General features: G+C 44.6%; 20 protein-coding genes. 11 read left to right on the forward strand and 9 right to left on the reverse strand.

The window, feature by feature from the left end:
• Nucleotides 1-32 precede the first annotated feature (32 nt).
• Entirely contained in the window at nt 33-1,424 is a 1,392-nt protein-coding gene (locus L5L98_RS08165; protein WP_263139941.1) for an NAD-dependent succinate-semialdehyde dehydrogenase, read from the reverse strand.
• A gap of 217 nt (nt 1,425-1,641) precedes the next feature.
• A complete protein-coding gene (locus L5L98_RS08170) occupies nt 1,642-2,760 on the reverse strand; it encodes a glycerol dehydrogenase (RefSeq protein WP_263139942.1) in 1,119 nt (372 codons plus the stop codon).
• 471 nt (nt 2,761-3,231) lie between these two features.
• On the opposite strand from L5L98_RS08170, the gene L5L98_RS08175 reads away from it, so the two are divergent.
• From L5L98_RS08175 to L5L98_RS08185, 3 genes are all read left to right on the forward strand, one after another.
• Nucleotides 3,232-3,747, forward strand: a complete 516-nt coding sequence (locus tag L5L98_RS08175) for an AAA family ATPase (RefSeq protein WP_219255377.1) — start codon at nt 3,232-3,234, stop codon at nt 3,745-3,747.
• Between the two features lie 57 nt (nt 3,748-3,804).
• Nucleotides 3,805-4,200, forward strand: a complete 396-nt coding sequence (locus tag L5L98_RS08180; protein WP_028759277.1) for a GNAT family N-acetyltransferase — start codon at nt 3,805-3,807, stop codon at nt 4,198-4,200.
• A 92-nt stretch (nt 4,201-4,292) separates the two neighbouring features.
• On the forward strand, nt 4,293-4,676 hold the full coding sequence (locus L5L98_RS08185; RefSeq protein WP_113941155.1) for an MAPEG family protein: 384 nt from the start codon (nt 4,293-4,295) through the stop codon (nt 4,674-4,676).
• Nucleotides 4,677-4,685: 9 nt separating this feature from the next.
• Here the strand turns inward: L5L98_RS08185 and L5L98_RS08190 are convergent, their stop codons facing one another.
• Nucleotides 4,686-6,161, reverse strand: coding sequence for a PLP-dependent aminotransferase family protein (locus L5L98_RS08190; protein ID WP_263139947.1), 1,476 nt, complete (start codon nt 6,159-6,161; stop codon nt 4,686-4,688).
• A 117-nt stretch (nt 6,162-6,278) separates the two neighbouring features.
• Between L5L98_RS08190 and L5L98_RS08195 the strand changes: the two genes are divergently transcribed.
• Nucleotides 6,279-6,737, forward strand: a complete 459-nt coding sequence (locus L5L98_RS08195) for a GNAT family N-acetyltransferase (protein WP_263139948.1) — start codon at nt 6,279-6,281, stop codon at nt 6,735-6,737.
• Nucleotides 6,738-6,865: 128 nt separating this feature from the next.
• On the opposite strand, the gene L5L98_RS08200 is transcribed toward L5L98_RS08195, so the two are convergent.
• Complete coding sequence (locus tag L5L98_RS08200) at nt 6,866-7,933, reverse strand: tartrate dehydrogenase (protein WP_263139949.1); 1,068 nt, start codon at nt 7,931-7,933, stop codon at nt 6,866-6,868.
• Between the two features lie 96 nt (nt 7,934-8,029).
• Between L5L98_RS08200 and L5L98_RS08205 the strand changes: the two genes are divergently transcribed.
• Both L5L98_RS08205 and L5L98_RS08210 read left to right on the forward strand, forming a co-directional pair.
• Nucleotides 8,030-8,944: a LysR family transcriptional regulator gene (locus L5L98_RS08205; protein ID WP_263139951.1), complete on the forward strand. Its 915-nt coding sequence runs from the start codon at nt 8,030-8,032 to the stop codon at nt 8,942-8,944.
• Between the two features lie 263 nt (nt 8,945-9,207).
• On the forward strand, nt 9,208-10,350 hold the full coding sequence (locus L5L98_RS08210; protein WP_263139952.1) for a glucosaminidase domain-containing protein: 1,143 nt from the start codon (nt 9,208-9,210) through the stop codon (nt 10,348-10,350).
• 203 nt (nt 10,351-10,553) lie between these two features.
• Here L5L98_RS08210 and L5L98_RS08215 read toward each other — a convergent pair whose 3' ends face one another.
• Nucleotides 10,554-12,608: a toxin-antitoxin system YwqK family antitoxin gene (locus L5L98_RS08215; RefSeq protein ID WP_263139953.1), complete on the reverse strand. Its 2,055-nt coding sequence runs from the start codon at nt 12,606-12,608 to the stop codon at nt 10,554-10,556.
• A 241-nt stretch (nt 12,609-12,849) separates the two neighbouring features.
• Nucleotides 12,850-13,662 (reverse strand): glutamate racemase, encoded by an 813-nt coding sequence (gene murI / locus L5L98_RS08220; protein WP_263139956.1) that lies wholly within the window; start codon nt 13,660-13,662, stop codon nt 12,850-12,852.
• A 627-nt stretch (nt 13,663-14,289) separates the two neighbouring features.
• Here murI and L5L98_RS08225 point away from each other — a divergent pair.
• Nucleotides 14,290-18,234 (forward strand): NACHT domain-containing protein, encoded by a 3,945-nt coding sequence (locus L5L98_RS08225; protein WP_263139957.1) that lies wholly within the window; start codon nt 14,290-14,292, stop codon nt 18,232-18,234.
• 623 nt (nt 18,235-18,857) lie between these two features.
• Here the strand turns inward: L5L98_RS08225 and L5L98_RS08230 are convergent.
• The 3 genes from L5L98_RS08230 to pyrC form a co-directional block, all read right to left on the reverse strand.
• Nucleotides 18,858-19,151, reverse strand: a complete 294-nt coding sequence (locus L5L98_RS08230) for a DUF3144 domain-containing protein (RefSeq protein ID WP_014611180.1) — start codon at nt 19,149-19,151, stop codon at nt 18,858-18,860.
• Nucleotides 19,152-19,570: 419 nt separating this feature from the next.
• Nucleotides 19,571-20,617: a hypothetical protein gene (locus L5L98_RS08235; RefSeq protein ID WP_263139960.1), complete on the reverse strand. Its 1,047-nt coding sequence runs from the start codon at nt 20,615-20,617 to the stop codon at nt 19,571-19,573.
• 131 nt (nt 20,618-20,748) lie between these two features.
• The gene (pyrC, locus tag L5L98_RS08240; RefSeq protein WP_219251151.1) at nt 20,749-21,780 is read right to left on the reverse strand and encodes a dihydroorotase; all 1,032 of its coding nucleotides are present in this window, start codon (nt 21,778-21,780) and stop codon (nt 20,749-20,751) included.
• A gap of 354 nt (nt 21,781-22,134) precedes the next feature.
• Here pyrC and L5L98_RS08245 point away from each other — a divergent pair, with 354 nt between their 5' ends.
• The 4 genes from L5L98_RS08245 to L5L98_RS08260 all read left to right on the forward strand — a co-directional run bounded on the left by L5L98_RS08245 (nt 22,135) and on the right by L5L98_RS08260 (nt 25,916).
• Nucleotides 22,135-23,397 (forward strand): efflux RND transporter periplasmic adaptor subunit, encoded by a 1,263-nt coding sequence (locus tag L5L98_RS08245; RefSeq protein ID WP_263139963.1) that lies wholly within the window; start codon nt 22,135-22,137, stop codon nt 23,395-23,397.
• An 87-nt stretch (nt 23,398-23,484) separates the two neighbouring features.
• Complete coding sequence (locus L5L98_RS08250) at nt 23,485-23,748, forward strand: hypothetical protein (protein ID WP_263139966.1); 264 nt, start codon at nt 23,485-23,487, stop codon at nt 23,746-23,748.
• Between the two features lie 96 nt (nt 23,749-23,844).
• On the forward strand, nt 23,845-24,594 hold the full coding sequence (locus L5L98_RS08255) for an ABC transporter ATP-binding protein (RefSeq protein ID WP_263139968.1): 750 nt from the start codon (nt 23,845-23,847) through the stop codon (nt 24,592-24,594).
• A gap of 11 nt (nt 24,595-24,605) precedes the next feature.
• Nucleotides 24,606-25,916: an ABC transporter permease gene (locus tag L5L98_RS08260; protein WP_263139970.1), complete on the forward strand. Its 1,311-nt coding sequence runs from the start codon at nt 24,606-24,608 to the stop codon at nt 25,914-25,916.
• Nucleotides 25,917-25,920: the final 4 nt, after the last annotated feature.

Genomic DNA, 25,920 nt, shown 5'->3' on the forward strand with positions numbered 1-25,920 from the left:
CGTTTAGTCAGATGTTGCTATTTTCTAAGCGTTTAGAAAGGCGCGTTGATGTCGACCACATTAATAAGCTTGTGGTTTACAAACTCTTTCAATCCTAAATCAATCAACTCGCGGCCATAACCTGAGCGACGTACTCCACCAAAGGGTAAGTCGGCCTTGACCATAGTTGGATGATTGACAAACATCATGCCTGTGGAAACCTGCTTAGCGACCGCGAGCCCGCGTTGGGTATCGGCGGTAAACACTGAGCCACCCAATCCAAAGGGCGAGTCATTGGCGATGGCAATCGCCGCTTGCTCATCTTTCACCCTGTGGATACTGGAAACTGGACCGAAGAATTCCCAATAGTAGGCGGGGTTATCTGGCGTCAGGTTTGTCAGTATTGTTGGCTGCACAAAGGCGCCTTGCTGCGGCACTTTTGGCCCCACTTCGGTCGCGGTTGCGCCGTGTTTTACGGCATCACGGATCTTCTGCTTCAACTCATCGGCCGCGCCTTGGGAAGACAGCGGTGCCAGCGTAGTCGTCGAGTCCATAGGATCGCCTGCTTTTAGCGCTTCAATCCCCTTGATATAGCCCTTCATAAATTCATCGTAAATGGCTTCAACTAAGATCATCCGCTTAGATGATGTACAGACCTGTCCCGCGTTCCAGTGACGGCCAAACACAGCCCAGTCGATGGTTTTAGGCAGATCGGCATCTTCAAGTACGATAAAGGCATCTGCGCCACCCAGTTCTAGGGTGGATTTTTTCAGTGCCTTACCCGCCAGAGCGGCAATGATCGATCCCGCATCTTCTGATCCCGTGAGCGCCACACCATGCACTTTGGGCGAATTGATGATCTGTTCTATCTGCTCTCGGGTGGCATACAGATTTTGGAATGCACCAGAGGGCAGTCCGGCATCGCGCATTAAGCCTTCAAAGGCCGCAGCGCACTGGGGCACATTGGATGCATGTTTGAGTAGTAAGGTATTTCCGGCGGCAAGCTGCGGCGCTAAGATGCGCGCAATTTGGTAGTAGGGAAAGTTCCAAGGTTCGATGGCCAATAATACGCCCAGCGGTTCGTTAACCAGTATCGCTTCACCTTCGGCGGGATCGGCAACCGGCAGTTTTTGCGGTGCCAGCAGTCGCTCGGCATGTTCGGCGTAGTATTCGAAAATTTGCGCCGACAGTTCGACTTCAGCTTCGGCTTCTGCTGTGACTTTGCCCATTTCTAAGGTCAGTAGATTGGCGTATTTGGACTTGTTGTCTCTGAGGATCTTCGCTGCCTTAGACAGTATTGCGGCCCTGTCGGCAAAGGGAGTGGTTCGCCAGCTTAAAAATGCCTGATGGGCGGATTCTATCGCCTGTGTGACTTCGGTATCTGTTGCATTTGGAAATTCTTTAATGAGCTTTCCCGTAAAGGGATTGGTTGTTGCATAAGCCATATGTGCCTCCAAGCGTTTAACAAATAGAGCGTAAATGCCAGCTTTGGCATCGAGGGTGGAAATGTCTTGTTTGTTGTGGACTCCCTTGCCATTGATTATGTGGCAAGGAAGCCTATGATGAACGGTAAACTCGTGTGGCAGCAGGAACTATTTCAGTAGTATTAATTAATAAAATCAGATTGTTGCCACCTACGGAGTACACGTCATATTGTTACGGTTAACAAGCTTCAGCTGTTTTATAGCGTTCAGCCATGGCATTGGCGGCTATCATGGCTTGATAGACATCATCTGCGGTTAATTTCATCGGCATATTGCCCATAGTATCGCCCTCAGCACAGGCTATCTCTGCCACTTTGCGCCACTCGGCCTCGATAAAGGTTTTCAGCCCTAAATCGGCGAGTGTGAGCGGCAGTCCCGCCGTTTTGATGATGCGGATAACGTTATCGATTTCGGCTTTTGGGGCATTTTCGAGCACGAGCTGAGTTAGCAGCCCAAAGACGACTTTCTCGCCGTGCTGAGCTTTATGTAAGTCCGCCACCGCTGACATACCATTGTTTACGGCATGGGCGGCGGCTAACCCGCCTGCTTCTGCACCAACACCACTGAGATAGATGGTGGCTTCAATGGTTTGCTCTAGCGCAGGTGTGACTATTTTGTTTTTAACGGCGTCCATAGCAGCTTCAACATTTTCAGTCAGTAACTGATAACAAAGTTGGGCCAATCCCAGCCCTGTGCGGGAAGGCTTTTTCAGGACTAGGTTGACGCCATCCGATTGATAGCAGGCACGAGCTTCAAAATAGGTTGCCAGTGCATCGCCTATGCCTGCCGCAAAAAATCGGGCCGGAGCCGCGGCAATAATGGCAGTGTCGGCAACGACAGCATCTGGGTTCTGTGGCAGAAACAGATAGCGTTCAAACTCACTTGTTTCGGAGTAGATCACTGCAAGTGCAGTACAAGGCGCATCGGTTGAGGCAATTGTGGGGTACAAGATGACAGGCCGTTTTTGATAGAAGGCGACGGCTTTGGCGGCATCTAAGGTTTTTCCACCGCCAACTCCAACAATAACGTTGGTATGATGCTGTTCTGCCAGCGCGCCTAAGCGCTTTATCTCGGCTTCGCTGCACTCATAGTTGAATTTTTCGAGGTGGCTGCTGATCCCATTTTGATCTAGCCCAGCGACCGCTTCATTCTTCACGCGGCTGAGGATAAATTCATCGCAGATGATAAAAGCATTGTCACCAAAGTCCTTAACATAATCATGCATTTGAGCTAATAGGCCCTTGCCGATAATGAATTTTTTAGGGGAAGTGACGGTACGTGGAACGACAGTGCTCATAGAGCCTCCTTTGCACTTATGACGGTTATCCTTTCATTCTTACCCTAGCATACGCCTAAATTAATGTCATAGCATGAATGGTGGTAATGTTTTTATTGCTAAGCGTAAATTACTACTTTAGTGCTTAATTGTTAGATTAATAATGTGGCTTATTGTTTTATTCTTCGAGTTAAATGCTTTTGTTTCTCCCTGATTTAAGGCAAAGATAGGGCTAAGAGAGCGAGGCGATCTAAGCGGGCGAAGAGATGTCAGAACTCAAAAAAAGCTAACGGTGGATTGTGCGAATAGCGGTAAACGTCTGCTGTCTAAACACAGGATAGTCATTAATGTAATGGGATTTTATTACCTTAAACTCGTCCCAAGTCTTGCTCGGTGTTCATGCTTTATGTGATGCTCTGTACTGTCGTTCATTAGTGTCATAGCGAGTGAAATCGTCGGCTGAGATAAAAGACCAGTAATCAAGGAGTGAAGATGACACAGCAGAATGCGTTAGGACAATTGGTCAGTAAAGGTACGTTAATATTCTTTTGTGGCAAAATGGGCGCAGGTAAATCAACCTTATCGCGACAACTTGCTGAGGCCGAAAACTGTATTTTAATCTCGGAAGACGCATGGCTGGCGGCGCTATATCCCGATGAAATTAAAGATTTTGATACTTACTTGAGCTATTCCGCTCGCCTTAAGCCTTTGCTTAAAAAGCATGTGCAGGAACTGCTCTGTTCGGGTGTTTCTGTGGTCATGGACTTTCCCGCGAATACTATCAATCAGCGCCTGTGGTTTCGAAGCATTTTTACTGATTGCGCCGCCCATAAACTTATTTATCTTAATCACAGCGATGCGCTTTGTTTGAGTCAACTCGATAAACGCAGACAAAGCCACCCTGAGCGCGCTATGTTCGATACCGAGGCGATGTTCTGGCATGTGAGCGGTTATTTTCAGCCGCCGACTATGGATGAAGGCTTTGAGCTTGAGGTGATAGAAAGCTAAATAGTTGAAAACCAAGTGACTGAAAGCAAGTGACTGAATAAAACAATAGGAAATATCATGTACCAAGTGCTTGAAGGCGTTGTGTCTGCCAATGATTTTGTTCGCTTACGACAGATTTCAGGCTTAAGCCCTAGACCATTGGAGGGCGCCATTAAGGCCTTGCCAAGGAGTTTATATGGCGTGCAAATAAAGCTCGCCGAGCAGACTGTGGGTATGGGGCGTGTGGTTGGTGACGGCGCACTCAACTTCGAAATTGTCGATATTGCAGTGGATCCTGAGCATCAAGGTAAGGGATTAGGGCGGCTTATTATGCAACACATCATGGCTTATTTAGATCGTGAGGCTTTTGAGGGCGCGTATATTACCCTGATGGCGGATGTGCCTGAACTCTATGAAAAGTTTGGCTTTAAATTTAGTCGTCCCGCAAGTGAAGGCATGTATATGGTGAAATAACGCCGCTAACCAATACACTTGTAACTTAGGCACTTATAGCTGTAGAACTCAAACAGTAGAGCTCAAAACAACAATCAAAGGAAGATTACCCCATGAATACCTTACTTATTTGCTTATTTGTCGCCATGTTATTGCCATATCTTGCGAAAGGTCCAGTGGCTTGGGCGATGGCAAAGGCGGGTGGTTACGATAATAATCATCCCCGTGCTCAGCAAGCACAGCTAACCGGTTTTGGCGCTCGCGCTTTAGCAGGACATCAAAATGCCTTTGAATCATTGCTGGTGTTTGGCCTAGCCGTATTAGTGGTGATTGCTACCGGCAAAGTAAATCCCACCACTGAGTGGCTCGCCATCGTCCATGTCGGCGCCCGCTTTGTGTATCACATCCTCTATCTTGCCAACAAAGGCACCTTAAGATCCCTCACATGGTTTGTTGCCATCTTCAGTGCTTTCGGGATTTTCTTTCAGGCTTTTTAAGCTTGGATATTAAAGGATCTGCGCCAGTTTTTTGATACTTTCCCGCAGATCATCAGGCGTATGAGCGGCATAGCCCAGTAAGATAGCTTGCCTTGGATAGGGCGCTTGGCAATATCGAGACAAAGGCTGTGCCCCCAAACGTATTTGGCGGCATTTGTTAAGCACTTCCTCTTCGGTCAAGTCGCCTTTTAGCCAACACACGAGGTGAATACCTGAGTCAGAGGTTTGAACGGACAATTTGTCGGGCAGATACTGCTCAATTGCCGCGATTAGCGCCGTTTGGCGTGCTAAGCAGGCTTTTCGCACTCGGCGAACATGCCGTGCATAATGTCCTTCGGCGATAAACAGCGCTAATGTTGCTTGCTCTAGGTGAGCCGTGTGCGTATCGGCGTAATACTTTGCTAGCTGGAAAGCCTGTACCAGTTTAGGGGGCACCACTAAAAAGCCGAGTCGTAATTCGGGCAGTAGCATCTTGGAAAAGGTGCCAGCATAGATCACCCTTTGGTGTTTATCGAGCCCTTGTAATGCCTGTATTGGGCGGGCGCTATAACGAAACTCACCGTTATAGTCATCCTCTAAAATCCATTTACTCTGCTCAGCGGCCCAATCGAGTAAGGCCAATCGTCGTGGCAGACTTAGCATGCCACCGAGGGGAAATTGGTGTGAGGGCGCGGTAAAAGCCAGTTTCACTGCAGGATACCGCTGTATCGCATCGGCAATATTTGTACCCTCAACATCAACATCAACATCAACACTCACAGGACGAACTCGCATATTTTGTGAGAGAAATGCGCCTAAAGCGCCATCATATCCAGGTTCATCAAGCCAGACTTCATCTCCTTGTTGGAGGAGGACTTGCGCCGTGAGGTTAATGGCCTGCTGAGTTCCATTGACTATGATGATCTGCTCAGGTGTGCAATTGAGGCCGCGGGTCGAACGCGCATAGTCACTTATCGCCTCACGCAGCGGCAAATACCCCGCGCTATGGTTTGATTTACCTAAGGTTTTACGTGATTGCCGCCAAACTCGGCCTAACAGCCGTCCCCAAAGTTGGTGTGGGAAAATATCGACACATCCGACGCCAATATTAAGCATGCTATGGCTGTGGTCCGTATTCCCCTTCGCTTTCAGTCGCGCCATTTCTATTAACTGTGGATTAATTTCTAAATCGGAATCAAAGGCTTGAGCGCTTTCTCTGGCACGGTTTGGAATATCGATCAGTTCATCGGGAATGGTATCCGATACATAAGTGCCCGATCCCGGTTTAGTCAGCAGATAGCCTTCATCAATCAGGCGCTCAAACCCTTGCAGTACTGAGTTACGTGAAATCTGCATGGTTTCCGACAAGGCTCTGCTGGATGGGAGCTTCATTCGCGGGTGTAAACGTCCATCAAGAATGGCCTCTCTAAACGCATGATAAAGCTGATCTTTGAGGATGCCATCTTTGAGTTGCAAGTGAGGGAAATTGGATTGAGGTTTTTTCATTTGCTAACTGGTACTGTTAAAAATGCAAAAAGTGTACCTTATGCGGTACCACAATTGAATCTAGAATCTTGCTTCAGTAAAACTGAGACCATTTACTTAATTTCAAGGAGTGCGCTAATGTCCAGCCAATCACTAACAGTGACCATTGATATGGTTAAAGAAACGGACTATTCACTCTGGTTACCACACTGGCGTGATTACCAGACCTTTTACAAAGTGGCGTTATCAGAAGCGACCACCCAAGCCACGTGGCGCCGATTCTTCGATGACCAAGAACCTATTTATTGCGCCGTCGCAAGAGAGGGCCAAAACTTACTCGGTTTTGTGCACTATGTTTTTCATCGTTCTACTTGGGCCGAAACGGATTATTGTTATCTTGAAGACTTGTTTGTTGCCCCAACGGCAAGGGGTCAACATGTTGGAAAACAATTGATTGAGTTTGTAAAGCAAGCGGCCATTGAACACAACTGCGCGCGCCTGTACTGGCATACACAGGAAACAAATTTAACCGCGCAAAAACTCTATAACTGGATTGGTGAAAATCCGGGAGTCATTGAGTACAGAATGCCGCTGTAAGGAGGGGCCTTTAATAAACGCATTAATTGGCTAGCTTATTAATGCGTTTATTATCAGTTGCTTGATAGTCTAAACTCCTTTCAATCCTAATGCTAAAGGGCTTTTAGCATTAGGTTTTAATGCACGTTTTAATTGCGACTAATCGCAGCGATCACTGCATCGGTCAGCTCCCGAGTATTCGCCGTTCCGCCCATATCGCGGGTTAAAGACTGCTTACCTTTCAATACGTTTTCTATCGCGCTGAGTATCAGGTCGTGCATTGCGCCATAACCTAAATGTTCCATCATCATAGCGCCTGCCCAAATTGTCCCTAAAGGATTGGCAATACCTTGGCCTGCAATATCCGGCGCCGAACCATGAACCGGCTCAAACATCGACGGAAATTCCTTGCTTGGATTGATGTTCGCCGAAGGGGCAATGGCGATAGTGCCAGTGCACGCAGGGCCAAGATCAGACAGGATATCGCCAAACAAATTTGAGCCAACAACCACGTCAAAATGCTCGGGTTTCAGCACGAAATTTGCCGTCAGAATATCGATATGATATTGGTCGACCTTAACATTTGGATACTGTTTTGCCATTTCCCCGACGCGACTATCCCAATAGGGCATAGAGTGAAATATGCCATTGGATTTGGTCGCCGAGGTTAAGTGCTTTGCCTCGCGGCTTTGGGCTAAATCGAAGGCATATTTTAAGATGCGATCTGTGCCACGACGGGTAAAAATGCTCTGCTGGGAGACAATCTCATGTTCAGTGCCTTCATATTGAATGCCGCCGACGGCGGAATATTCGCCTTCCACGTTTTCACGTACTACATAAAAATCGATATCGCCGGGCTTTTTACCCGAGAGTGGGCAGGGCACGCCTTCAAATAACCGAATAGGCCTAAGGTTCACGTATTGCTCAAAGGCTCTGCGGATCGGTAGTAGCAATCCCCAGAGTGAAATATGGTCGGGAACTCCTGGAAATCCAACAGCGCCTAAGTAGATGGCATCAAAGGATTTTAGTTGCTCAAGTCCATCCTCTGGCATCATGCGACCGGTTTTATGGTAGGTTTCACAGGACCAGTCGAAGTAGGTCCACTCAAACGCCACACCTAAGATTTTTCCTGCGGCTTCGAGTGTGCGTATCCCTTCGGGGATCACTTCTGTACCTATGCCATCTCCGGCAATTACGGCGATTTTTACCTTAGACATCTTTGACTCCAATAGGGGATTCTGCGTTTTTAGTATGTTATTCCATATTCGTATCGTGTATGAATAGGCTAAATGTTTTGTTAAGGATTACGAATCGTGAGTCAACTGCCGCCACTTGAAGATTTACGGGTCTTTGTTATCGCCGCAACAAGCGGGGGATTTACAGCCGCTGCGGAGCAATTATCTTTTTCTCCAGCGTATGTGAGTAAACGCATTGGCCTATTAGAAAAAGCGCTCGGAGTGCGCTTGTTTCTGCGCTCTGCCAGAAGTGTCAGCCTCACCTTAGAGGGCAAGATTGCCTTGGAATGGTCCGAACGTTTGCTCGATACCATGGAGCAAATGAGCCTTGAAATTAGCTTAGAGCAGCAAGTGCCACGGGGGCGATTACGTATCGCAACTAGCACAGGATTTGGCAGCCACTGTATTGCGCCGATTATTTCAGACCTCGTGTTCCACTATCCCGAATTAGAAGTTGATTTAGAGTTGCTCGACCGCCCGGTCGATCTGGTCTCTGAAGGTTTTGATCTAGAGGTCCGTGTCGGTGGCGAATTGCCACCGCAAATGATTGCTAAGCGTCTTGCGAGTAATTATCGGGTATTGGCTGCATCGCCGACCTATATCGACACGCATGGCATGCCAAACAATCTCGCGGCATTAGCCGAGCATAAGTGCATAGGGATCCGCGAGCGCGATCAAAACCATAGAGTGTGGCGATTGGAAAGTGCGGCTGGCATAGCCTCGGTTGATTTAGCGGCTTCCTTGATGACCAATAATGGCACAGTCGCTAAGCAGTGGTGCCTTAAAGGCCACGGTATTATGTTGCGCTCCATCTGGGATTTACAGCAAGATTTCTTAAGTGGCAGATTAGTCAGAGTACTCCCCGAGTATCATCAATCCGCTGAAATTCATGTAATTTATGCATCACGATTAGAAACGTCTGCCAAACTTCGCACCTGCGTCGCCTATCTTGAAGAGGCATTACCTCGTTTTGCTGGCACTGGAATAAGTTGATTTTATTTCGCCAATCTCTATTGGCGAGTGAACGCTCGCTATTTTCATATTGAGTTTAAATAAATCAAGGTGTTGGATTTAATTGCTGACATTGGGTCAAGAGGCGGCCAAGAAGGCGCTCGTCCTATTCTCCTTAAAAAATGATCGTAATAGGTCATTTTGTATATCTATTAAGCAAACTGTCAGGTTTTTACTGTTACCTTACGCCCCCGATGTATTGGCTAATCCCATTGCTACCGTTTTACCTCAGTTAAAGAGATACCATGTTTATAAAGTTTAAGCTTCCCGTTGCTATGCTCGCACTCATTGCTTTGTCTGTTTTATGCTCTTCGGTGTATGTGCAAGAAACGCTAGCGACTAAGCTGATTTCGAATAGGCTGCCAGTTGATGCTCTTGGTTTTCAGTCACTGACGGCTTCCAATCCTTTAGTTGCCAGTCAGAGTGCTCTACATCATATGCAGAGTTTGCCAAAACTGATGACGACTTCCCTGGTGCAAGCGAATCAAGGTGCTGTTGCAAACCCAACGGTTGCTGAACATTTCTCATCCCCAAAAATGCTTGAGCAGTCATCCTTAGACAATCCAGAGTCTAAACAACTGAGTCTGAATATCAGTTCTCTCGATGAACTCATGGGCTTGTTTGACTCGCTTAATTACACGCCAGAAAGCTTTCGTGATGGTAATAAATCGGTCCCTAGATTGACCTTTGATGCCGTGGGTGAGGGCTGGAGTTCAGTGTCAAGCCAACTCCCGGTGAAGCAAAAGAAAATGGTGTTTCTTAGAATGATTGCCCCTTTAGTCTTATTGGCGAATGAGAAAATTTTACAAGAAAGACAGGTCATTATGTCTGCCCCCCTTGATGATATTGCGTTATTAGCCTTAGGGGTAAAGTACAAAGTAATAAGCAGTGAAGATAAACCGCTGTTAGAAGCACAAAGACAAATGCTACTTGAAAGGGTGGATATCCTGCCACCATCGTTAGTGTTAGCTCAAGCGGCAAAAGAAAGCGGTTGGGGCACATCGCGATTTGCCCGTGAAGGTAATGCATTATTTGGGCAGTGGGATTTCAAGGGTAATGGTATGGAACCTAGGCAAAAGCGCCAAGGTTTAGGCAATTATGGTTTAGCACGATTCGATACACCATTTGCTTCAGTAGAAGGGTATTTGTTGAATTTGAATACCCATAATGCTTATCAGAAGATGCGAGATTTTCGTGCCCAATCAAGACAAGCTAATCAAGCTGTGACAGGCTCTGCACTCGCAGGGACGTTAGACCGATATTCGGAGCGCGGGCACGCCTATGTTGAGGCGATTCGTCAGATGATCCGTACCAATAAGCTATATCTGGTGGATGATATTTATTTAAGTGATGACGCGCCATTACATCTATTAACAAGAACAAACTAAGTGATTGGTAAAATAACCATTTTCACTTAACCTGAATAAAGCGCACTTTAATTAGGCTTATATAGGTCAATTTAATCAAGGGCATCCGCATTACCCTATATCCCAATTTTAAACTTTGCCTTTTTGCTGGTAATTGTCTTCAAGGTCTTGAGTTAACCATTAGGATAAAAGGATAAGCAGTGCCTGATGTTCGATATTAATGTTTACCTTTCAGTAATCGCATAACTGCCATCTGTGTTATAGCGGATGATAAACCCTTTTTTCTCACCATCGTGGTAATACTTCAGGGACAGTAATCGATCCTTGTTATCGATTTCATATGTCCAGCCACGTTGCTCATTGTCGCTGTAATTGGACAGTGAATAACCGCCATCCTTCTTGTAGCGGATGTTGATTTGACTGTCTTGCCCCTGTTCATTATTTTGCAGCTTTTGGACATGCCCCTCTTCATCGAATTCATATTCTTTGATGAGGTTGCCATGATGGTAGTCAGAAAATTTGTATAATTTTCCTTTACTATCATAATAATATTGTTCCCCATGCTTAATTGATGGCGTATTTCTAAAGGGGGGATTCAGTATGTCCTTACAGTCATTGCTATAGGGATTTTCTCGCATTATGCACTCATCTTGAGAGGGCTTGACGGGCAAGGTTTCGTCATATTCATAATGACTTAACTCCATAAGCCGGTGATTATGGTTAGGATCAAATATCGCCTGCATGCCATGGTATTCACCTTTGCGATAGTGTCTAATGCCGTTGGCAACATCCTGTGCTGAGTACCAAATACTCTGACCATCGAGCAGTCCCTGCTTATAATGCTTATTGGCAAAGAGCACATTTTCATCGCTGATTAGTTTTTCTTCACCTTCGCGTAATCCATTGAGATAAGTCACTTCGATCCGTGATTTCTTGTCAGTTTTAAATACCCAAGGGCCAGTGCGCTTGCCATCAAGGTAAGCCCCGTTACCCACATAGTTGCGGTATTCGCCAAGCGAGACTTTATCTACCCAAGGGCCTTGTTTAATGCCGTTTTGATAGTGACCTTTATTGCCATTGCTCTCAAGCCATTCACCGTCTTTGACGCCGTTGCGATAAATGCCTTTTTCAGACAATCGTTTATCACCTGTGCTTTCGCCATATTCGGGCTCATAGATTTCATAGGGGCCATCGAGCACTCCTTGATTGTAATGGGCAAAACCGTAGTTATCTGCCTCATCGAACATGGACTGTGCAATCCATTTACCTTGCTTTTTACCGTCAAGATATTCACCTTCCCAATAGCTTGCTTGGCCGTCAGCCTCCATCCATTTACCGACTTTTTTGCCTTGTTTGTACTGACCATTCAACATGATATTGGCATTACGGTTATCGTAGGCGATATAGGGGCCATCGAGCACACCTTGGGCATAATGACTTTCAAGCGCAAGTCCAGCCCAAGAACCACCGAGATTCATATAATCATAAGCTGGGCCCGTTTTTGGGATCTCACCCTCACCGCTGTTTAGCCAGTCCACATCATCGGCTTCAAAGACAACACTCACCAACACAAAACTGCCCTGTTGTTCGCGATAATCATTGCGATAAAAGTGGGTCACTAAACTGTATTGATGCTCGCGGCCTTGGGCATCTTTATCTTTGCGGGTGAGGGGATAACGTAATTTATATTCGTCCGCGGTTTTCACATCGGCGGGTAAACCTTTAGCATTGCGATAGCCGATTAAGGTTGGTTTGAGCTTGGTTGAGCCATCGATAATCGCTTTAATGGCGGGATCTTCAATCGCCTCAACATCATAGGTTATGCGATATTGCTGCGGTGGAATTTGGTTTAACACTTTGCGGGTGTCGCTGACGGTAAATGATGATAACGTCGGGGCGACTTCATCCAGCACAACTTGAAGGCGTGGCAGTTTAGTGAGTTTTGAATCCTCAAAACCATAACCCCGTAAATGCTGGCCATCAGCATCTTTAAGCATGACCACGACTTCTTTGTCGCCACCCTTATCAAAGTCATAGTAAAAAACGGCCACAATTTCAGCCGCACCATAATCATCAAGATGTACGCCGGGCGCATCGCCGTCGGACATTTCGCTCCACACTTGATTGTCTTTTTGGTGAAAATTAAGCCATTGGCCATTCGGTAAATCGACAGTGGGATGGACGGCTTTGCCCGCAGCGTTTGCCGCAGGAATAACTGTTAAAGAGGATAACAACACTATGCCCGCTGCAGTGAATAAACTGCGAATCGAAAGTTCCATTTAACTACACCTTTTACACCGATAACTTGCGCCTCATGCGCACCAGTAAACGGGCCGAATTTTATGCGAAGACAAGCACTTCAGGAAGTAGCTGATACAAAAAAGGCCGCAATAGCGGCCTGTTAAGATCCAACATTTAACAATCAGCGATGCGATATAGCATTTATTTCGCGGGTGTCTTTTAGGGTAATCATTTAGATTTCTTTGAAAACGGGTTTTAAAAGAAAATGAGCTAAAAATATTACAATAACAGCTGCTTAAATTTAATGGGGCACTGAAGCAGTGCTTCAATTTTGCTTTGTTTCGCTTGTTCTGAATCTACATTCCCTGTGGTGTAAAACGTTATTTCTGGATCGAGTATCGGGCTACACGTTTGGTGCTCGATTTTCAATAATGAGTGCGTTCGATTAGCAATGGCTAATCCAGAATCAATGACAGTAACCTGGTGGGGAAGGGCATTTTTGATTTCTGCATTGATAAGTGGAAAGTGAGTACAAGCCAGCACTAATACATCGGTATTAAACGCATCGGGTTTGTTAAAAATACGCTGAATTTCCTGGGTTACAATGTCGGGATCAAACCCATTGCCGAGAAGTTTTTGCTCTGAGGCGAGAACCAGCGCTTCAGAGTCTTCTACTAAAACCTTACATTCTGTGGCGAAATTCGTGATCAGCATCTTCACATAAGCTGAGTTCACTGTGGTGTGAGTGCCAAGTACCATCACTACCTTTGATTTTGATAACGAAGCGGCGGGTTTTATCGCAGGGACAACGCCGACAATAGGTATATTGAGTTCAGCACGAAGTAAGTCTAGCGCAATGGTACTCGCTGTATTGCAGGCGATAACGATGATATCGGGTTGAGTCAGTGAGCTTGCTTTGGATATAACGTCTAAAATTCGCTTTTTTAGTATATCGTGTGGCTTTTTTCCGTAAGGGAAAAAGCCAGCGTCAGAGACGTAACTCAGCCGTATGTTGGGGATTCTCTTTTTTATTTCGGCCGCGACAGTCAGTCCACCTGAACCTGAATCAAAAACTAATATTGAGCTATCCATTGCACCTACCTTCACATAATCAACACATTTAATTTTGCCATAGACACAGGAGCGTTAGTCGAATTGGCATACAGCTTCAAGAGGCGCATTTTGCTCTTTCAGCCTATTTTGATCAATGAGGATATGTTTGGTTAAGACTTTTTCGTAAACAAAAAATCTTTTGGTGAGTTAATGCAATCTACCGCAGGGTGAGATCATGAATACTCAGTTTTGTCCGCAGTTTAGTTTGGATGCCAACTTAATCCTTCGTGCGTTTGTAAATATAGGTGTAGCTTTAATTCCGCATATCCATTCAGCACTATCATTCCAGTGACACGCCGACTTTGGTTTTAAAATAGTCGTCCATGTATGCTCGAGCATGGAATCTGCTGTATAGGACATACTAATGTCGCGATCACATGGATGTGAATAAGCGAACATGCCACGGACGGTCACTTCCATGATAGTGCTTAATTTGGTTAATCCCTGTATATGTCTGATAGCTGATTTTATAGAGGATTTATGACTATCTTTGGCTTTCATATTAACAGTTCAATGTTTGTATTTCGTACTGTCATCTCCAAATTAGTTTTGTTAGGCTGTTCAAATAGTTGGTAAAGATTAGTATTGAGTAAGGTTTTTCCAAACATGGATAAAGGCATTGTTGAGCGGACTCTTTGGTATGAGCACAAAGACGGTCGTAAAGAACTTAAGGAAACTGAGCTAAGCAGTTTTATCGAGCCTTTAATTATATTGGGCGATGCTGGAATGGGTAAGTCAGTTTTACTGGCTCGATTGGCCGAATTGTCAGGCTTTAAATATTGTACGGCAAGACAGCTTGCTCGTTGCCAAGATCCATTAAAACTTCTTGATGGTAATCAAGTTCTTGTTATAGATGCTTTAGATGAAGTTAGCTCTCAAAAAGAAGGCGCTGCGGTTGATGCTGTTTTAGAAAAGCTTCAACAACTCAATTGTCCTGCTTTTATTTTGTCCTGCCGAGTTGCTGATTGGCAAAGTGCTACAGCAGTGTTATCGATTTCTGAGGATTATTCAAAGAAGCCAATAGAACTGCACTTAATGCCTTTCAGCGATGATGATATTCAGAGGTACTTATCTCTATCCTTGGGAGTTGAGAGAGCGGAAGTCGTTATTCAACATTTTAATTCTCGTGGTTTAAATCAGTTACTTGGCAATCCACAAACACTTGAACTTATTGCTGAAATAGCTCAAGAAGGTGAGTTGCCAAATAGCCGAAGTGAACTATTTGAGCGCGCGATTGATGCTTTGTGGTGTGAGCATAAAGACAGTAAAGCCCAATATCAGCTTGACAAAGAAGCTATCATCCAAACTGCAGGTGCCGCTTTTGCGGCATTAATACTCACCGGAAATGAGGCTTTAACTCGTAAAGCTGCAGCTAATATTGGAGAAGGCGAGATATCATTTATTGAAATTGCCACATTACCTAAAGCGAAAAATATTAAAGATGTTATTGCTACAAGGTTATTTAAAAGTATTGGAGTAGATCGCTTTAGTTATCTACATCGTAGTATTGGTGAATACCTTGGCGCTAAGTGGTTGGCTCAAAACTCAAACTCTGGAACGAACAAGAGACGGTTTTTTTCACTGTTCTATTCTGATGGATTAGTACCCGCGAGTTTGAGGGGGATTCATGCTTGGCTGGCGCAAGACCCTGCGCTTAAGTCTACTGTCATCAAGAATGATCCTATGGGTTTTATTGAGTATGGCGATGCAGATGTGCTGACAGTACATGAAGCGAGAATTTTGCTTACGGCTTTGCAAGGTTTAGCGATTGAGAATCCCCGATTTAGAGATTGGAAAAAATATTCGATAAGGGGATTAATTCAAGAACCACTCATCGAGGATTTAAGACAATTAATTATTTCAAAAAATACGATATTTGGGTTTCGTTTGATATTGCTTGAGGCATTTAATGGTAGTGACATTAACGGTAGATTCGTCGATGATTTAAAACGTATTATTCTAGACAAAAAAGATACGTTTGCGATTAGAAGTGCTGCTATAGAAGTACTTGTTAATAGTAAAGCCAAAGATGATGTTGTTACGTTACTGAATTCTCTTTGCATATATAATGATGTAGATTCATTACGTTTAGTCATTGAGAGTTTTGAACTACTTAATTTCGAAAGTGTTGATGATAAACTTATTGTCGATGCCGTCATTTCTTATGTAGAAAAAAATAAATTTACTATAGGTGTTTTATATACTATAGAGCGAAGTTTACCTGATGGTAGGATCGGAAGTGTTTTAGACCTATTGTCTAAATCACTTACAGAAATAGGAGAGAGGTATGTGCGAACTGGTAATTACGAATTTGCTGATTTTTCCTATTATCTTATTCTTAGAAAAATTAAGTCATCAAATAAAAATCCAAATGTTGAGAGGTTTTTTAATTGGTTAAGTCCACATCATAGCTCACAAGGGTACAATCAAAGTAATAGAAATGAGCTAAATAAACTTATCAATGAAAATAGTGATTTTAAACTAGCCATACAAAAGTGGGTGTTGCTTGAGGCTCCTATTGATAAAAGTATTATACGTAGAGGTAATGATCTAGCTAGTGCTTTATCCGCACTAACTGTTTCCGAAAAAGATCTAATTATTATTTTAAATACATTAGATGAACATGATCAACGCTGGAAAGAGTTGGTTCAGCTCATTCAACATGACGGGGAAGTTGGAAGTCAGTTAAGACAAGCAGCACAACGTTTTGCACGACATAAGCAAGTAGACATCGATTGGCTATCGAGTTTAGCCGTATTGTTCGTTCCTGAGTGGCAAGTTAAGGAGGAAGAAAGGCTTCGTAAAGAAATAGAGGAAAAAACTGTAAGACATCAAGTTCATCGTGATGAATGTCAAATTCACATCAATGATATGCGAACAGGAAATTATCAAGATATTATTAACCCTGTAAAGGCATATTTGAAATTATTCAACGATATTAGTCATGATACTCCAGCATACCAACGCATTGCTGAATGGCTGGGTGATGAATTAAGTCAAGCTGCCTTTGAGGGAGTTGAAGCATACTTAACTAAAAAACCTTTATTCCCATCAATTGATCAAATGCAACAAATTAGAAATGATGGGCAGTTCTATGAGGCAGAGTACATTATTATTGTAGCTACTGCCGAACGTATCAGAAATGGCATAGGGATAGCAGACCTTTCAGATGAAGTGATATTCTCGGTATTTTCATCGTTGCGTCATCATTCTAATCTTGAGCAGCATGCAGGCATAAGTGATCTTCAACTTACTCAGTCAGTAGAACAAGAGATTGAACTGCGAGGATTGTGGGAAACTGCCATAAGACGTTTTTATGAACCACAACTTGCTATTGGTAAAAATACTATTTTGGGTTTTTATGAGCTAATGCATAATGATTCAAAAAAAGAGGTTTGTAGCCAATTAGCATTTGAATGGTTACAACGATATAAATCACTTCCTGAAAATATTGAAAGTGAGTGCATTAAACGTCTGATTTACCCATCTAAATTCGAAGAGTTACGATCTTTACTTGTTGAGTACTTTAATGTTAGCGAGAAACATCATCGTTTAATTTGGGATGCGATTTGTTTTATTGTGGATTTTGAAACTATTACTGAAAAAGTCGGTAAAAAAATTTCCCCTGATTTTATTTGGCAGATTCGTGACTTAGTACAAGGTCACTACAGGCACAACGCATATTTAGAACTTAGTGTTGCTCAATGTGAATGGATAGTACAGACATTTAGATTGTTATGGCCAATGGCAACAGATCTTTATGAAGAAACCCGTGGTTCTAATAATGCTTGGGATGCTAGTCAATTTATTAATTCGTTTATAGAGCGATTAGGGAAATCCTCCAATGAAGATGCTGTCTTGGCATTAAGGGGTTTGCGGCAAGCTCCAGAGGATAGTTATACCTCGTGGATAAAAGTCGTTGCAGCTGAGCAACAACGGCTTGTGGTTGAATCAAATTATGCGCCACCGACATTAGCATCAATTAAGGCTATTACTTGTAATATATCTCCACAATCAATGGCTGATCTTCAAGCTTTAATAATTGAAGAGTTAGAAATTGTTCAGGCAAAGATAAAAAGCGATGACATAGATAGTGGTCGCGTTTTTTATAACGATGACAATATCCCACACAATGAAGAACGCTGTAGCAGTTTGTTAATTGGGTTACTTCGTCAAGGCGCAGCAGGCGTTGAATATACGCCAGAGCAGCATGTATCGAATGATAAAGAAGTTGATATCTGTTGTTCTGTTGGCGGGCTTAGGCTTCCAATTGAAGTAAAAGGGCAATGGCATAGAGATTTATGGCATGCCGCAGATACTCAATTAGATAGGCTATATACGCAAGACTGGCGTGCAGAGCATCGCGGGATCTATTTAGTGCTTTGGTTTGGTAAGGGTCAGCTTGAGACTAAGAAGTTAAAGCCGCAAGGAAGGGGAAAAGCTATACCTAAAACAGCGGAAGAATTGCAAGAAATGCTCATGGCTAATTGTCTTGCTGCACAACAAGGGAGAGTAAAGATTGCTGTTTTAGATTTAGAAATCAATGGGTAAAGACATTTTCTATTTAGCTAGTAAAGAATAAGTTGGTCAGCCGTAAGTCTTTTCAGATTAACAGCCAATACCAAAGCTAAGGTGATACACTATCTGCACTCTAACTTGTTGAAATAATAAAGTAAAATACCGTGGCGACATCATGGATGATGGCGTAGGCTCGGGGGCACATTCTGAGCCGTTAGGTGATTTTTATTGGAGTATGAGACTGGTTACTAAGGTGTTTACGGAGATATGAGTCATTTAGCTACAGACTACTCAAGTGTTGACGAAATTAAGCACTTGCATGTAAGTGACCGTTGGCGGCATGGATGCCGCCGTCGAGCCCTCAAGGATGAGTTTATGGCGTGTCACTGGAATGAAAGTGATTAATTCTATGCATACAAAAATAAAGAACTAATCACTCTCTTAAAGAGGGAGTTGCTGTTAATTCCCTCTTGGTCGATTCTTGATTAACAAATCAGGGTGAAGCTCCACGACGTTGGTCAGCTAGGCTTAATAGTTATAAGTCTATTACCTAGGCAGCCAATACCAAAGCTAACCTAATACAGTTTGGATAATGAAGGCTTAGATTTGTAAACTAAACACTCCGAGAATCTTGATTCTCGGAGTGGGGGAAGTCATTACTTCTGCGTTGCGCGGTAGTGGTCGAAGTTCTCGATATAATCTTCCAGATTGGCGTCGAGCATTTCTTTATAGCGCTCCATATAATAGTCCATCATTTCCTGCTTTTTGGCCTGCATTTGCTCTTTGCTTTCAAAGCTGGTGGAACCAAACCAAGCGTTGTAGCGGGCGACGGCCCACATAAAAGAAGCGCTGACCTCACCAGTTTGGATTTCGGTGCTCTGGTTTTGCTGGTTCGCGAGTTTTATCAACTCAGAGGCACGGTCGTAAAAGGCTTTTTCGTTATCAGACATCAGCAATTCCTATTGTTGGGCAAAGTGGCTAAAGAAAGGGCGTGTGGTGTGTTTTCACCCTTTTGGTTATTGCTACTTACCCTAAGATATTTTGCGACAGAGGGACAGTCGCAGATCTCACAGAATGCGTTGATATCACACTAACATAATGTGCCTAAACTCAATTTGGGATAGGCGTAACACTTTTCAGTTAGTTGCAAAACTCCAGATGGCTTGAATAAGCCCATTATTAACCTTAAACACCACTATCACTTCAATCGGTTCATCCTTACTGAAATAAATTATCTCGAAATGCATTGCTGTGTAGGGAGGGAAAGAGCGCTTGTCGTCGCGCTACTATCATTGCGCAACTCTCATCGCACTCAATATCATCGCCATGATAGCTTGCTTGCCCTCTAGTATTTTCTCAGTTAAGTACACTATTCCAACAGCTTAAGTTGTGTTTGTCCCCATTGGGTGGCATAGGGCATGGCTTCTTGCGGGCTGAGGATAAACTCATTTTCACAGCCATCGCCGCGGGGCGTTTCCCAGAATTTGATGCCCTTTGGCTCAAGGGTGAGCTGGTAATATCCCGAGCCGTCTGATGTGGGGCATTCTGCGTCCGGTGCTTTGCCAGCAAACAATTTGTCCCTTAATGCAGGGGGTAAAGGATGACTCATACCCTCGAGCATGCTTTGTGGTTGAGTATCGGCGAGAAACCATTGCCATGGGTGGAAAGGTTTGCCGTCGGTAAGGGAGAAACTCACAAATTCTTGGCTGATACCATTGGCGCCATAACCTGCCGCCCAGCGATATAGGCGCACACTGAGCCAATGCTGATTAATAAAAATCGGTTCGGCAAAGGTTTCGTCAGTTACAAAACTGCCCATTTGTGCCAGCATTCTGCGGCGAGTGTCAAAGGTTTGTGCTAGTTGGGCTTCATCGGTGAGCTTATGTTCAAGCCATTGATTAATTGCCAATATACCCGTTTGTGGGCCTTTAAATTCGATACCTACATCTGTGCCAAAAGTCAGCGGGCGATACTCAATATTTTCGTAGCTTTGCCATTTACCTCGGCTGAGTTTTGGCTTGGTTTCTAGCGGTAGATTGTAAGCATCGGCACCACAATCCTCGACCTTATCTGGGCTGATTTCTCGCTCAAGTTGCACTGGTAATGATTTACTCGCAGTATCTTTAAACCAATGGCCGCTCAGTTTTTGTGGCGTGACACTATCAAACTGCCAATTTCCGGTATTGCCTTCTTCTTTCCACAGTTCATCTTGCTGCTCGAGTCTTATCGGCGTTAAGTAGCGTTGATAGTAATAACTGCCTGTTCCATATTGATTAAAACAAATTCTGACTTTGCTTTTACCTAACTGTCCCTGCCAGATCCCTGTGAGTTCATTGGCCGCAAAGGTCGGCAAAGAGATCGTGGCGGTCAACAACAGGCTTGAAGATAAAACGGAGAATAACATCCTTGTGGGCATACTGATTTTCTCTTAAAAGGTGATAAGTAAGGGCCGTATTCTAAGCGCAGGATACTGACCGATTGTGGATTAAAAATCAAAATCTGATAAAAAAGTCGCCCGTAGGCGACTTGATGTTAAAGACTTAAGGCTTACTCAACTTGCCAATCAATGGCTTCTCCAGCACGAATAGGCACTACGTTAGTATCGCCAAGCGGGTAAGTGGCAGGGACATCCCATGACTTTTTGACCAGCGTGATGGTATCGGTATTACGTGGCAGATGGTAAAAGTCTGGGCCGTTAAAGCTTGCGAACGCTTCGAGTTTATCCAGCGCATTGACCGACTCGAAGGCTTCGGCATACAGCTCTATGGCAGCATGAGCCGTGTAGGAACCCGCGCAGCCACAGGCGGCTTCTTTCTTATCCTTGGCGTGTGGCGCTGAATCTGTACCGAGGAAAAACTTCTTGCTGCCGCTTGCCGCTGCACCTAACAACGCCTGCTGGTGGGTGTTGCGTTTTAAAATCGGCAGGCAGTAAAAATGCGGACGAATACCGCCTGCCAGCATGTGATTGCGGTTATACAGTAAATGGTGGGCTGTGATAGTCGCGGCCACATTGTCTGAGGCTTGAGTGACAAAATCGACGGCATCTTTGGTGGTGATATGCTCAAGCACGATTTTAAGCGCTGGGAAATCGGCGACAATTTTACTGAGGATATTTTCAATAAAGACACGCTCGCGGTCGAAAATATCAATGGCTGAATCTGTGACTTCACCGTGGACTAAAAACAGCATGCCGACTTCTTGCATGGCTTGGAGTACGGGATAGATGTTTTTAACATCGGTTACGCCGGAATCTGAGTTAGTCGTCGCGCCCGCTGGGTAGAGTTTAGCGGCGACAATTTTACCCGAGGCTTTAGCCTTGCGGATTTCATCTGGGCTGGTTTTGTCGGTTAAATACAATACCATCAAAGGTTCGAATTGTGAGCCCGCGGGCACTTGCGCTTTAATGCGATCGTAATAGGCCAGTGCGGTTTCGGTATCGATAGCGGGGGGCACTAAGTTTGGCATCACGATGGCGCGGCCCATATAGCGGCTGATATCGCGCACTGTATCTTTAAGCTGGGCGCCGTCTCTTAAGTGAATATGCCAGTCGTCTGGGCGAGTGATTGTTATTGTAGTCATAGGGTTTGGTCTTTTGATCGTTTTTGCTGCGAGGGTGGCGGGATCTTATGTGGCAAGGATTTTACTGTAAAGGGAAACTCGGCTGTTTTGGTTAATAAATCTAGATTCTAGACCCTAGAATCTAGGAACTGCTTTTTTTCAATCGGACACTTTTCATTTCACTGCTGCGGACACTTTTAAATAAAAGCGCCAGTGTCCGCGGACACTTTTATCTGTGATTTTTTGTTAAGGTTATGAAAGTAAATAATTTTACTTGTTTGGCATAGGCTTTGCTAACTCTGGGGTAGAGATTTCCAATAGTGTCCGTTGATACGTTCCGGCACTGATGATTCCAACAGGGAAGCGAGTAAAGCCATGATTAAAGATACTAGCGGCCAAGATACAGTACTTGTGCCATCGACCTCTAAACGTCTTAAGTTACCGCTGATCATTGGCGGTTGCGCCTTATTAGTCAGCGCCTTAGTGTGGGCAAGTTTAGGCTCTGATAGTGTTAGCAAATCCCTTAGCCGCAGCGACATCACTACCGCAAAACTCTTTATTGGAACGTTAACCCGCGATGTGGCGACCACAGGTAAAATCGTGGCGGCCAATGCGCCTATTTTGTATAGCACAGAGGAAGGCACAGTGACTCTGCTCAGCAATCCTGGCGATACTGTTAATAAGGGCGATGTGGTCGCCAAACTCGATAGTCCAAGACTCACTAATCAGCTAGCGCAAGCCAAGTCCCTATTAGCGGGTATGGAGAGTGCATTAGAGCGCGCTAAGTTGGATGCAAGACGCGATCAATTACAAGCTTATCAAACCTTAGATATCGCAACGGTCGATCTTGAAGCGGCGGATAGGGAAAGCCGACGCGGAGAGGAACTGATTCAAAGTCAGCTTATTGGCCAGATTGATTATGAAAAGGGCAAAGATGATTTACACAAAGCCAAGCTGAAGTTTAAGCATGCAGAGCAAGAAGTTGCGTTAACGAAAGATACGTTAACCTTTGAGATTAAAAATAAAGCCCTAGAAGTTGAGCGTCAAACTCTCGCGGTGCGTGAATTAGAACGCCAAGTCGATGCCTTGAATATTGTTGCACCTGTTAACGGCATTATCGGTAACTGGATTACCGAGCAGAAAACCCGTCTTAGCGCTAACCAACCGATTTTAACCGTCGTGGATTTAAGCGCCTATGAGGCTGAGTTAGCCGTGCCTGAGTCCTATGCGGATGATCTGGGTTTAGGCATGGAAGTCGAGTTGAGTTTTGGCAGTATTAAGTTAATGGGCAAGTTATCGTCGATTTCCCCTGAAGTGCGTAACCGTGAAGTGACCGCTAGGGTGCAATTTGACCAAAGCGACAGCCTAACACTGCGCCAGAATCAACGCATCTCGGCCCGAGTGTTATTAGAGCACAGACCCAATGTTCTTATGGTAAAACGCGGCGCCTTTATGACCAGCGGTGGAGGGGAGAAAACTTATCAAGTCGAAGGCGATTTAGCGACCCGCCGTGCGATAAAACTGGGTAGTACGAGCCTGAGCCAAGTGGAAGTTCTGGATGGCGGTAAAGCGGGAGATGAGTGGGTGATCTCAAGCCTCGATCCCTTTAATCGTGCTGAGCAGGTAAGAATGAACTGAATCACACGAAACAAGGCATCCCTAATCAGTTGAGCCCTTAGGTGAGCCATAAAAAGTACAGCGTTATGCATTAAATAGGAGCCAGATATGCGACATAACCCCTTAAATATTAGCGTGTTGATGTCATCTAAAGTGTTTGGAGTTTTGGCATTAGCATTGTTAGTGATTGCCGTTGAGCTAAGTATCGGTGAGGCCAATAGTTGGTTTTTTCTTGGGCTTAATCTGCTGGAATGGATTGATCCCTTGGAGGATGTACATCAGGTGGGTGAGGTGTCGGTTGCATTTACGGATTTGATGATCCAAGCCTTTGTATGGTTTTTAGACTGTGTTGTTCAGCCCTTTTTCGGCTGACTCTGTGATGCCATGGCTTAATTGAAAAATAAATATACATTGCGTTTTATCGAGTTGTTTACGCGCAGAATACACTGATTATTAAAGGAAATTAATATGTTATCAATGAAGAATGTGAGCAAGGTTTTTAAAACGGATCTCGTTGAAACCCACGCCCTGCGCGATTTTAACCTCGAGGTGAACGAAGGCGAATTTGTCGCGGTAACGGGTCCTTCAGGCTCGGGTAAAACCACCTTTTTAAATATCGCAGGTTTACTCGAAGGCTTTACCCATGGTGATTATTTTCTCGATGGGATTAACGTGTCTAACTTGAGCGATAACAAGAGCGCTACTGTCCGTAATGAGAAAATTGGCTTTATTTTCCAAGGTTTTAATTTAATTCCCGATCTTAACTTAGCTGAGAATATTGAAGTGCCGCTGCGCTACCGTGGCTTTAATGCCAAGGAGCGTCAACGCCGCGTACAAGAGGCATTAGAGCAAGTGGGCCTAGCTTCACGCCTCAAGCATTTACCTACGCAGTTGTCGGGCGGACAGCAACAAAGGGTGGCGATAGCTCGGGCATTGGCGGGTAAGCCACGCTTCCTGCTCGCCGACGAACCCACAGGAAACCTCGACAGCCTAATGGCACGTCAAGTGATGGAATTACTCGAAAATATCAATCAAGCGGGCACGACCATTATCATGGTGACGCACGATCCTGAACTCGCTCGCCGCGCCCAACGCAACATTCAAATTGTCGATGGTCAAGTGTGTGATTTTACTATGTATCATCAAGGTCATCGACATGTCAGTGATATCACTGCTGCGACTGATATCGACAAACTTGTCGCCAACGCCGACCGTTAAGGATATGCATTATGTTCTTTTATTATGTTGATTTAGCTTGGCGCAGCATTAAGAAAACCCCAGTGCTGTCGCTGTTGATGGTGTTGGCGATTTCGATTGGTATTGGCATCACAATCACCACGTTAAACGTGTACAAAATGATGTCATTTAATCCTGCGGGTGAACGCTCTGATGAGTTAAATGCGGTACAGCTTTGGAGCCAAGGTCCTGATTCTTGGGATGAGTTAAACTCGTTAGTGACTTACCAAGACGCGATGAATCTGCGCAACAATACCTTACCTAAACGCCAAGCTGCGATGTTTCGCACTGGGATGGCAGTGCAAACGGAGGATGCCAATTTTGCGCCTATTTTAGAAAGCATTCGGGTGACGGACAGTGACTTTTTCAAGCTGTTTGACGTGCCATTTTTGTACGGTAATGCGTGGGATAAATCCGTCGACACTGAGCCTGCTTATCAAGTGGTGATTAACGATAAACTCAATCAAAAGTTATTTGCGGGTCAAAACAGTGTTGGCAAAGTTATCTATCTTAATCGTAAACCTTATCAAGTGGTTGGTGTGATTGATGCTTGGGATCCTAAGCCTAAATATTATGATCCCACTAACGGTGCCTTTAACGACACGGAACAAATTTTTGTGCCGTTTTCGCTGACGCCTATCGAAGAGTTTGATATATGGGGTAACACGTCAGGTTGGAAGTTTGAGACGATGAATAGTTACAGTGATCGCCTTAACTCTGAAAAAGTGTGGCTGCTGTATTGGGTTGAGTTACCAAATAAAGACGCAGTAGCCAGTTACCGTTCTTGGCTCAGCAATTATGTGGCGGAGCAAAAAGCCCTAGGCCGTTTTACGGATAATAAATCTGCCGCTGATTCAGTCAAAGTATCCGATGTGGCAACTTGGCTTGAATACAATCATGTGGTGCCAGAAGACAATAAAATCTTGGTCGGTTTGAGTGTTCTGTTTTTAAGTGTTTGTTTAGTCAATATATTAGGTTTGATGCTGACCAAGTTTCTCAAGCGCGCGCCCGAAGTGGGTGTACGCCGCGCCATTGGCGCTAGCCGAGGTCAAATCTTCGCTCAATATATGGTTGAAGTGGGCATGATTGGTTTATTCGGTGGTTTGCTGGGACTGGCTTGGGCCTATGCTTCGCTTTATGGGTTATCGGCCCAGTTTGAGGTCGCGAAGGGGTTAACCCAGTTATCGGCAAGTATGTGGATTATCACCCCAAGTATTGCGGTGGGCACAGCGTTATTGGCTGGTTTGTATCCCGCGTGGGTGGTGTGTCGCACTAAGCCTAGCGTTTATCTTAAAAGCCAGTAGGGGA

This window comes from Shewanella sp. SM23 (assembly GCF_025654295.1).
GTDB lineage: Bacteria > Pseudomonadota > Gammaproteobacteria > Enterobacterales > Shewanellaceae > Shewanella > Shewanella oncorhynchi.

Bases quoted from the DNA above. Each gene is read 5' to 3' on its own strand.
- L5L98_RS08225 (WP_263139957.1), top strand. From the start codon at position 14,290: ATGGATAAAGGCATTGTTGAGCGGACTCTTTGGTATGAGCACAAAGAC.
- L5L98_RS08255 (WP_263139968.1), top strand. From the start codon at position 23,845: ATGTTATCAATGAAGAATGTGAGCAAGGTTTTTAAAACGGATCTCGTT.
- L5L98_RS08215 (WP_263139953.1), bottom strand. From the start codon at position 12,608: ATGGAACTTTCGATTCGCAGTTTATTCACTGCAGCGGGCATAGTGTTG.
- L5L98_RS08230 (WP_014611180.1), bottom strand. From the start codon at position 19,151: ATGTCTGATAACGAAAAAGCCTTTTACGACCGTGCCTCTGAGTTGATA.
- L5L98_RS08235 (WP_263139960.1), bottom strand. From the start codon at position 20,617: ATGCCCACAAGGATGTTATTCTCCGTTTTATCTTCAAGCCTGTTGTTG.
- L5L98_RS08190 (WP_263139947.1), bottom strand. From the start codon at position 6,161: ATGAAAAAACCTCAATCCAATTTCCCTCACTTGCAACTCAAAGATGGC.
- L5L98_RS08250 (WP_263139966.1), top strand. From the start codon at position 23,485: ATGCGACATAACCCCTTAAATATTAGCGTGTTGATGTCATCTAAAGTG.
- L5L98_RS08165 (WP_263139941.1), bottom strand. From the start codon at position 1,424: ATGGCTTATGCAACAACCAATCCCTTTACGGGAAAGCTCATTAAAGAA.
- L5L98_RS08210 (WP_263139952.1), top strand. From the start codon at position 9,208: ATGTTTATAAAGTTTAAGCTTCCCGTTGCTATGCTCGCACTCATTGCT.
- L5L98_RS08170 (WP_263139942.1), bottom strand. From the start codon at position 2,760: ATGAGCACTGTCGTTCCACGTACCGTCACTTCCCCTAAAAAATTCATT.
- pyrC (WP_219251151.1), bottom strand. From the start codon at position 21,780: ATGACTACAATAACAATCACTCGCCCAGACGACTGGCATATTCACTTA.
- L5L98_RS08245 (WP_263139963.1), top strand. From the start codon at position 22,135: ATGATTAAAGATACTAGCGGCCAAGATACAGTACTTGTGCCATCGACC.
- L5L98_RS08175 (WP_219255377.1), top strand. From the start codon at position 3,232: ATGACACAGCAGAATGCGTTAGGACAATTGGTCAGTAAAGGTACGTTA.
- murI (WP_263139956.1), bottom strand. From the start codon at position 13,662: ATGGATAGCTCAATATTAGTTTTTGATTCAGGTTCAGGTGGACTGACT.
- L5L98_RS08200 (WP_263139949.1), bottom strand. From the start codon at position 7,933: ATGTCTAAGGTAAAAATCGCCGTAATTGCCGGAGATGGCATAGGTACA.
- L5L98_RS08260 (WP_263139970.1), top strand. From the start codon at position 24,606: ATGTTCTTTTATTATGTTGATTTAGCTTGGCGCAGCATTAAGAAAACC.
- L5L98_RS08180 (WP_028759277.1), top strand. From the start codon at position 3,805: ATGTACCAAGTGCTTGAAGGCGTTGTGTCTGCCAATGATTTTGTTCGC.
- L5L98_RS08185 (WP_113941155.1), top strand. From the start codon at position 4,293: ATGAATACCTTACTTATTTGCTTATTTGTCGCCATGTTATTGCCATAT.
- L5L98_RS08195 (WP_263139948.1), top strand. From the start codon at position 6,279: ATGTCCAGCCAATCACTAACAGTGACCATTGATATGGTTAAAGAAACG.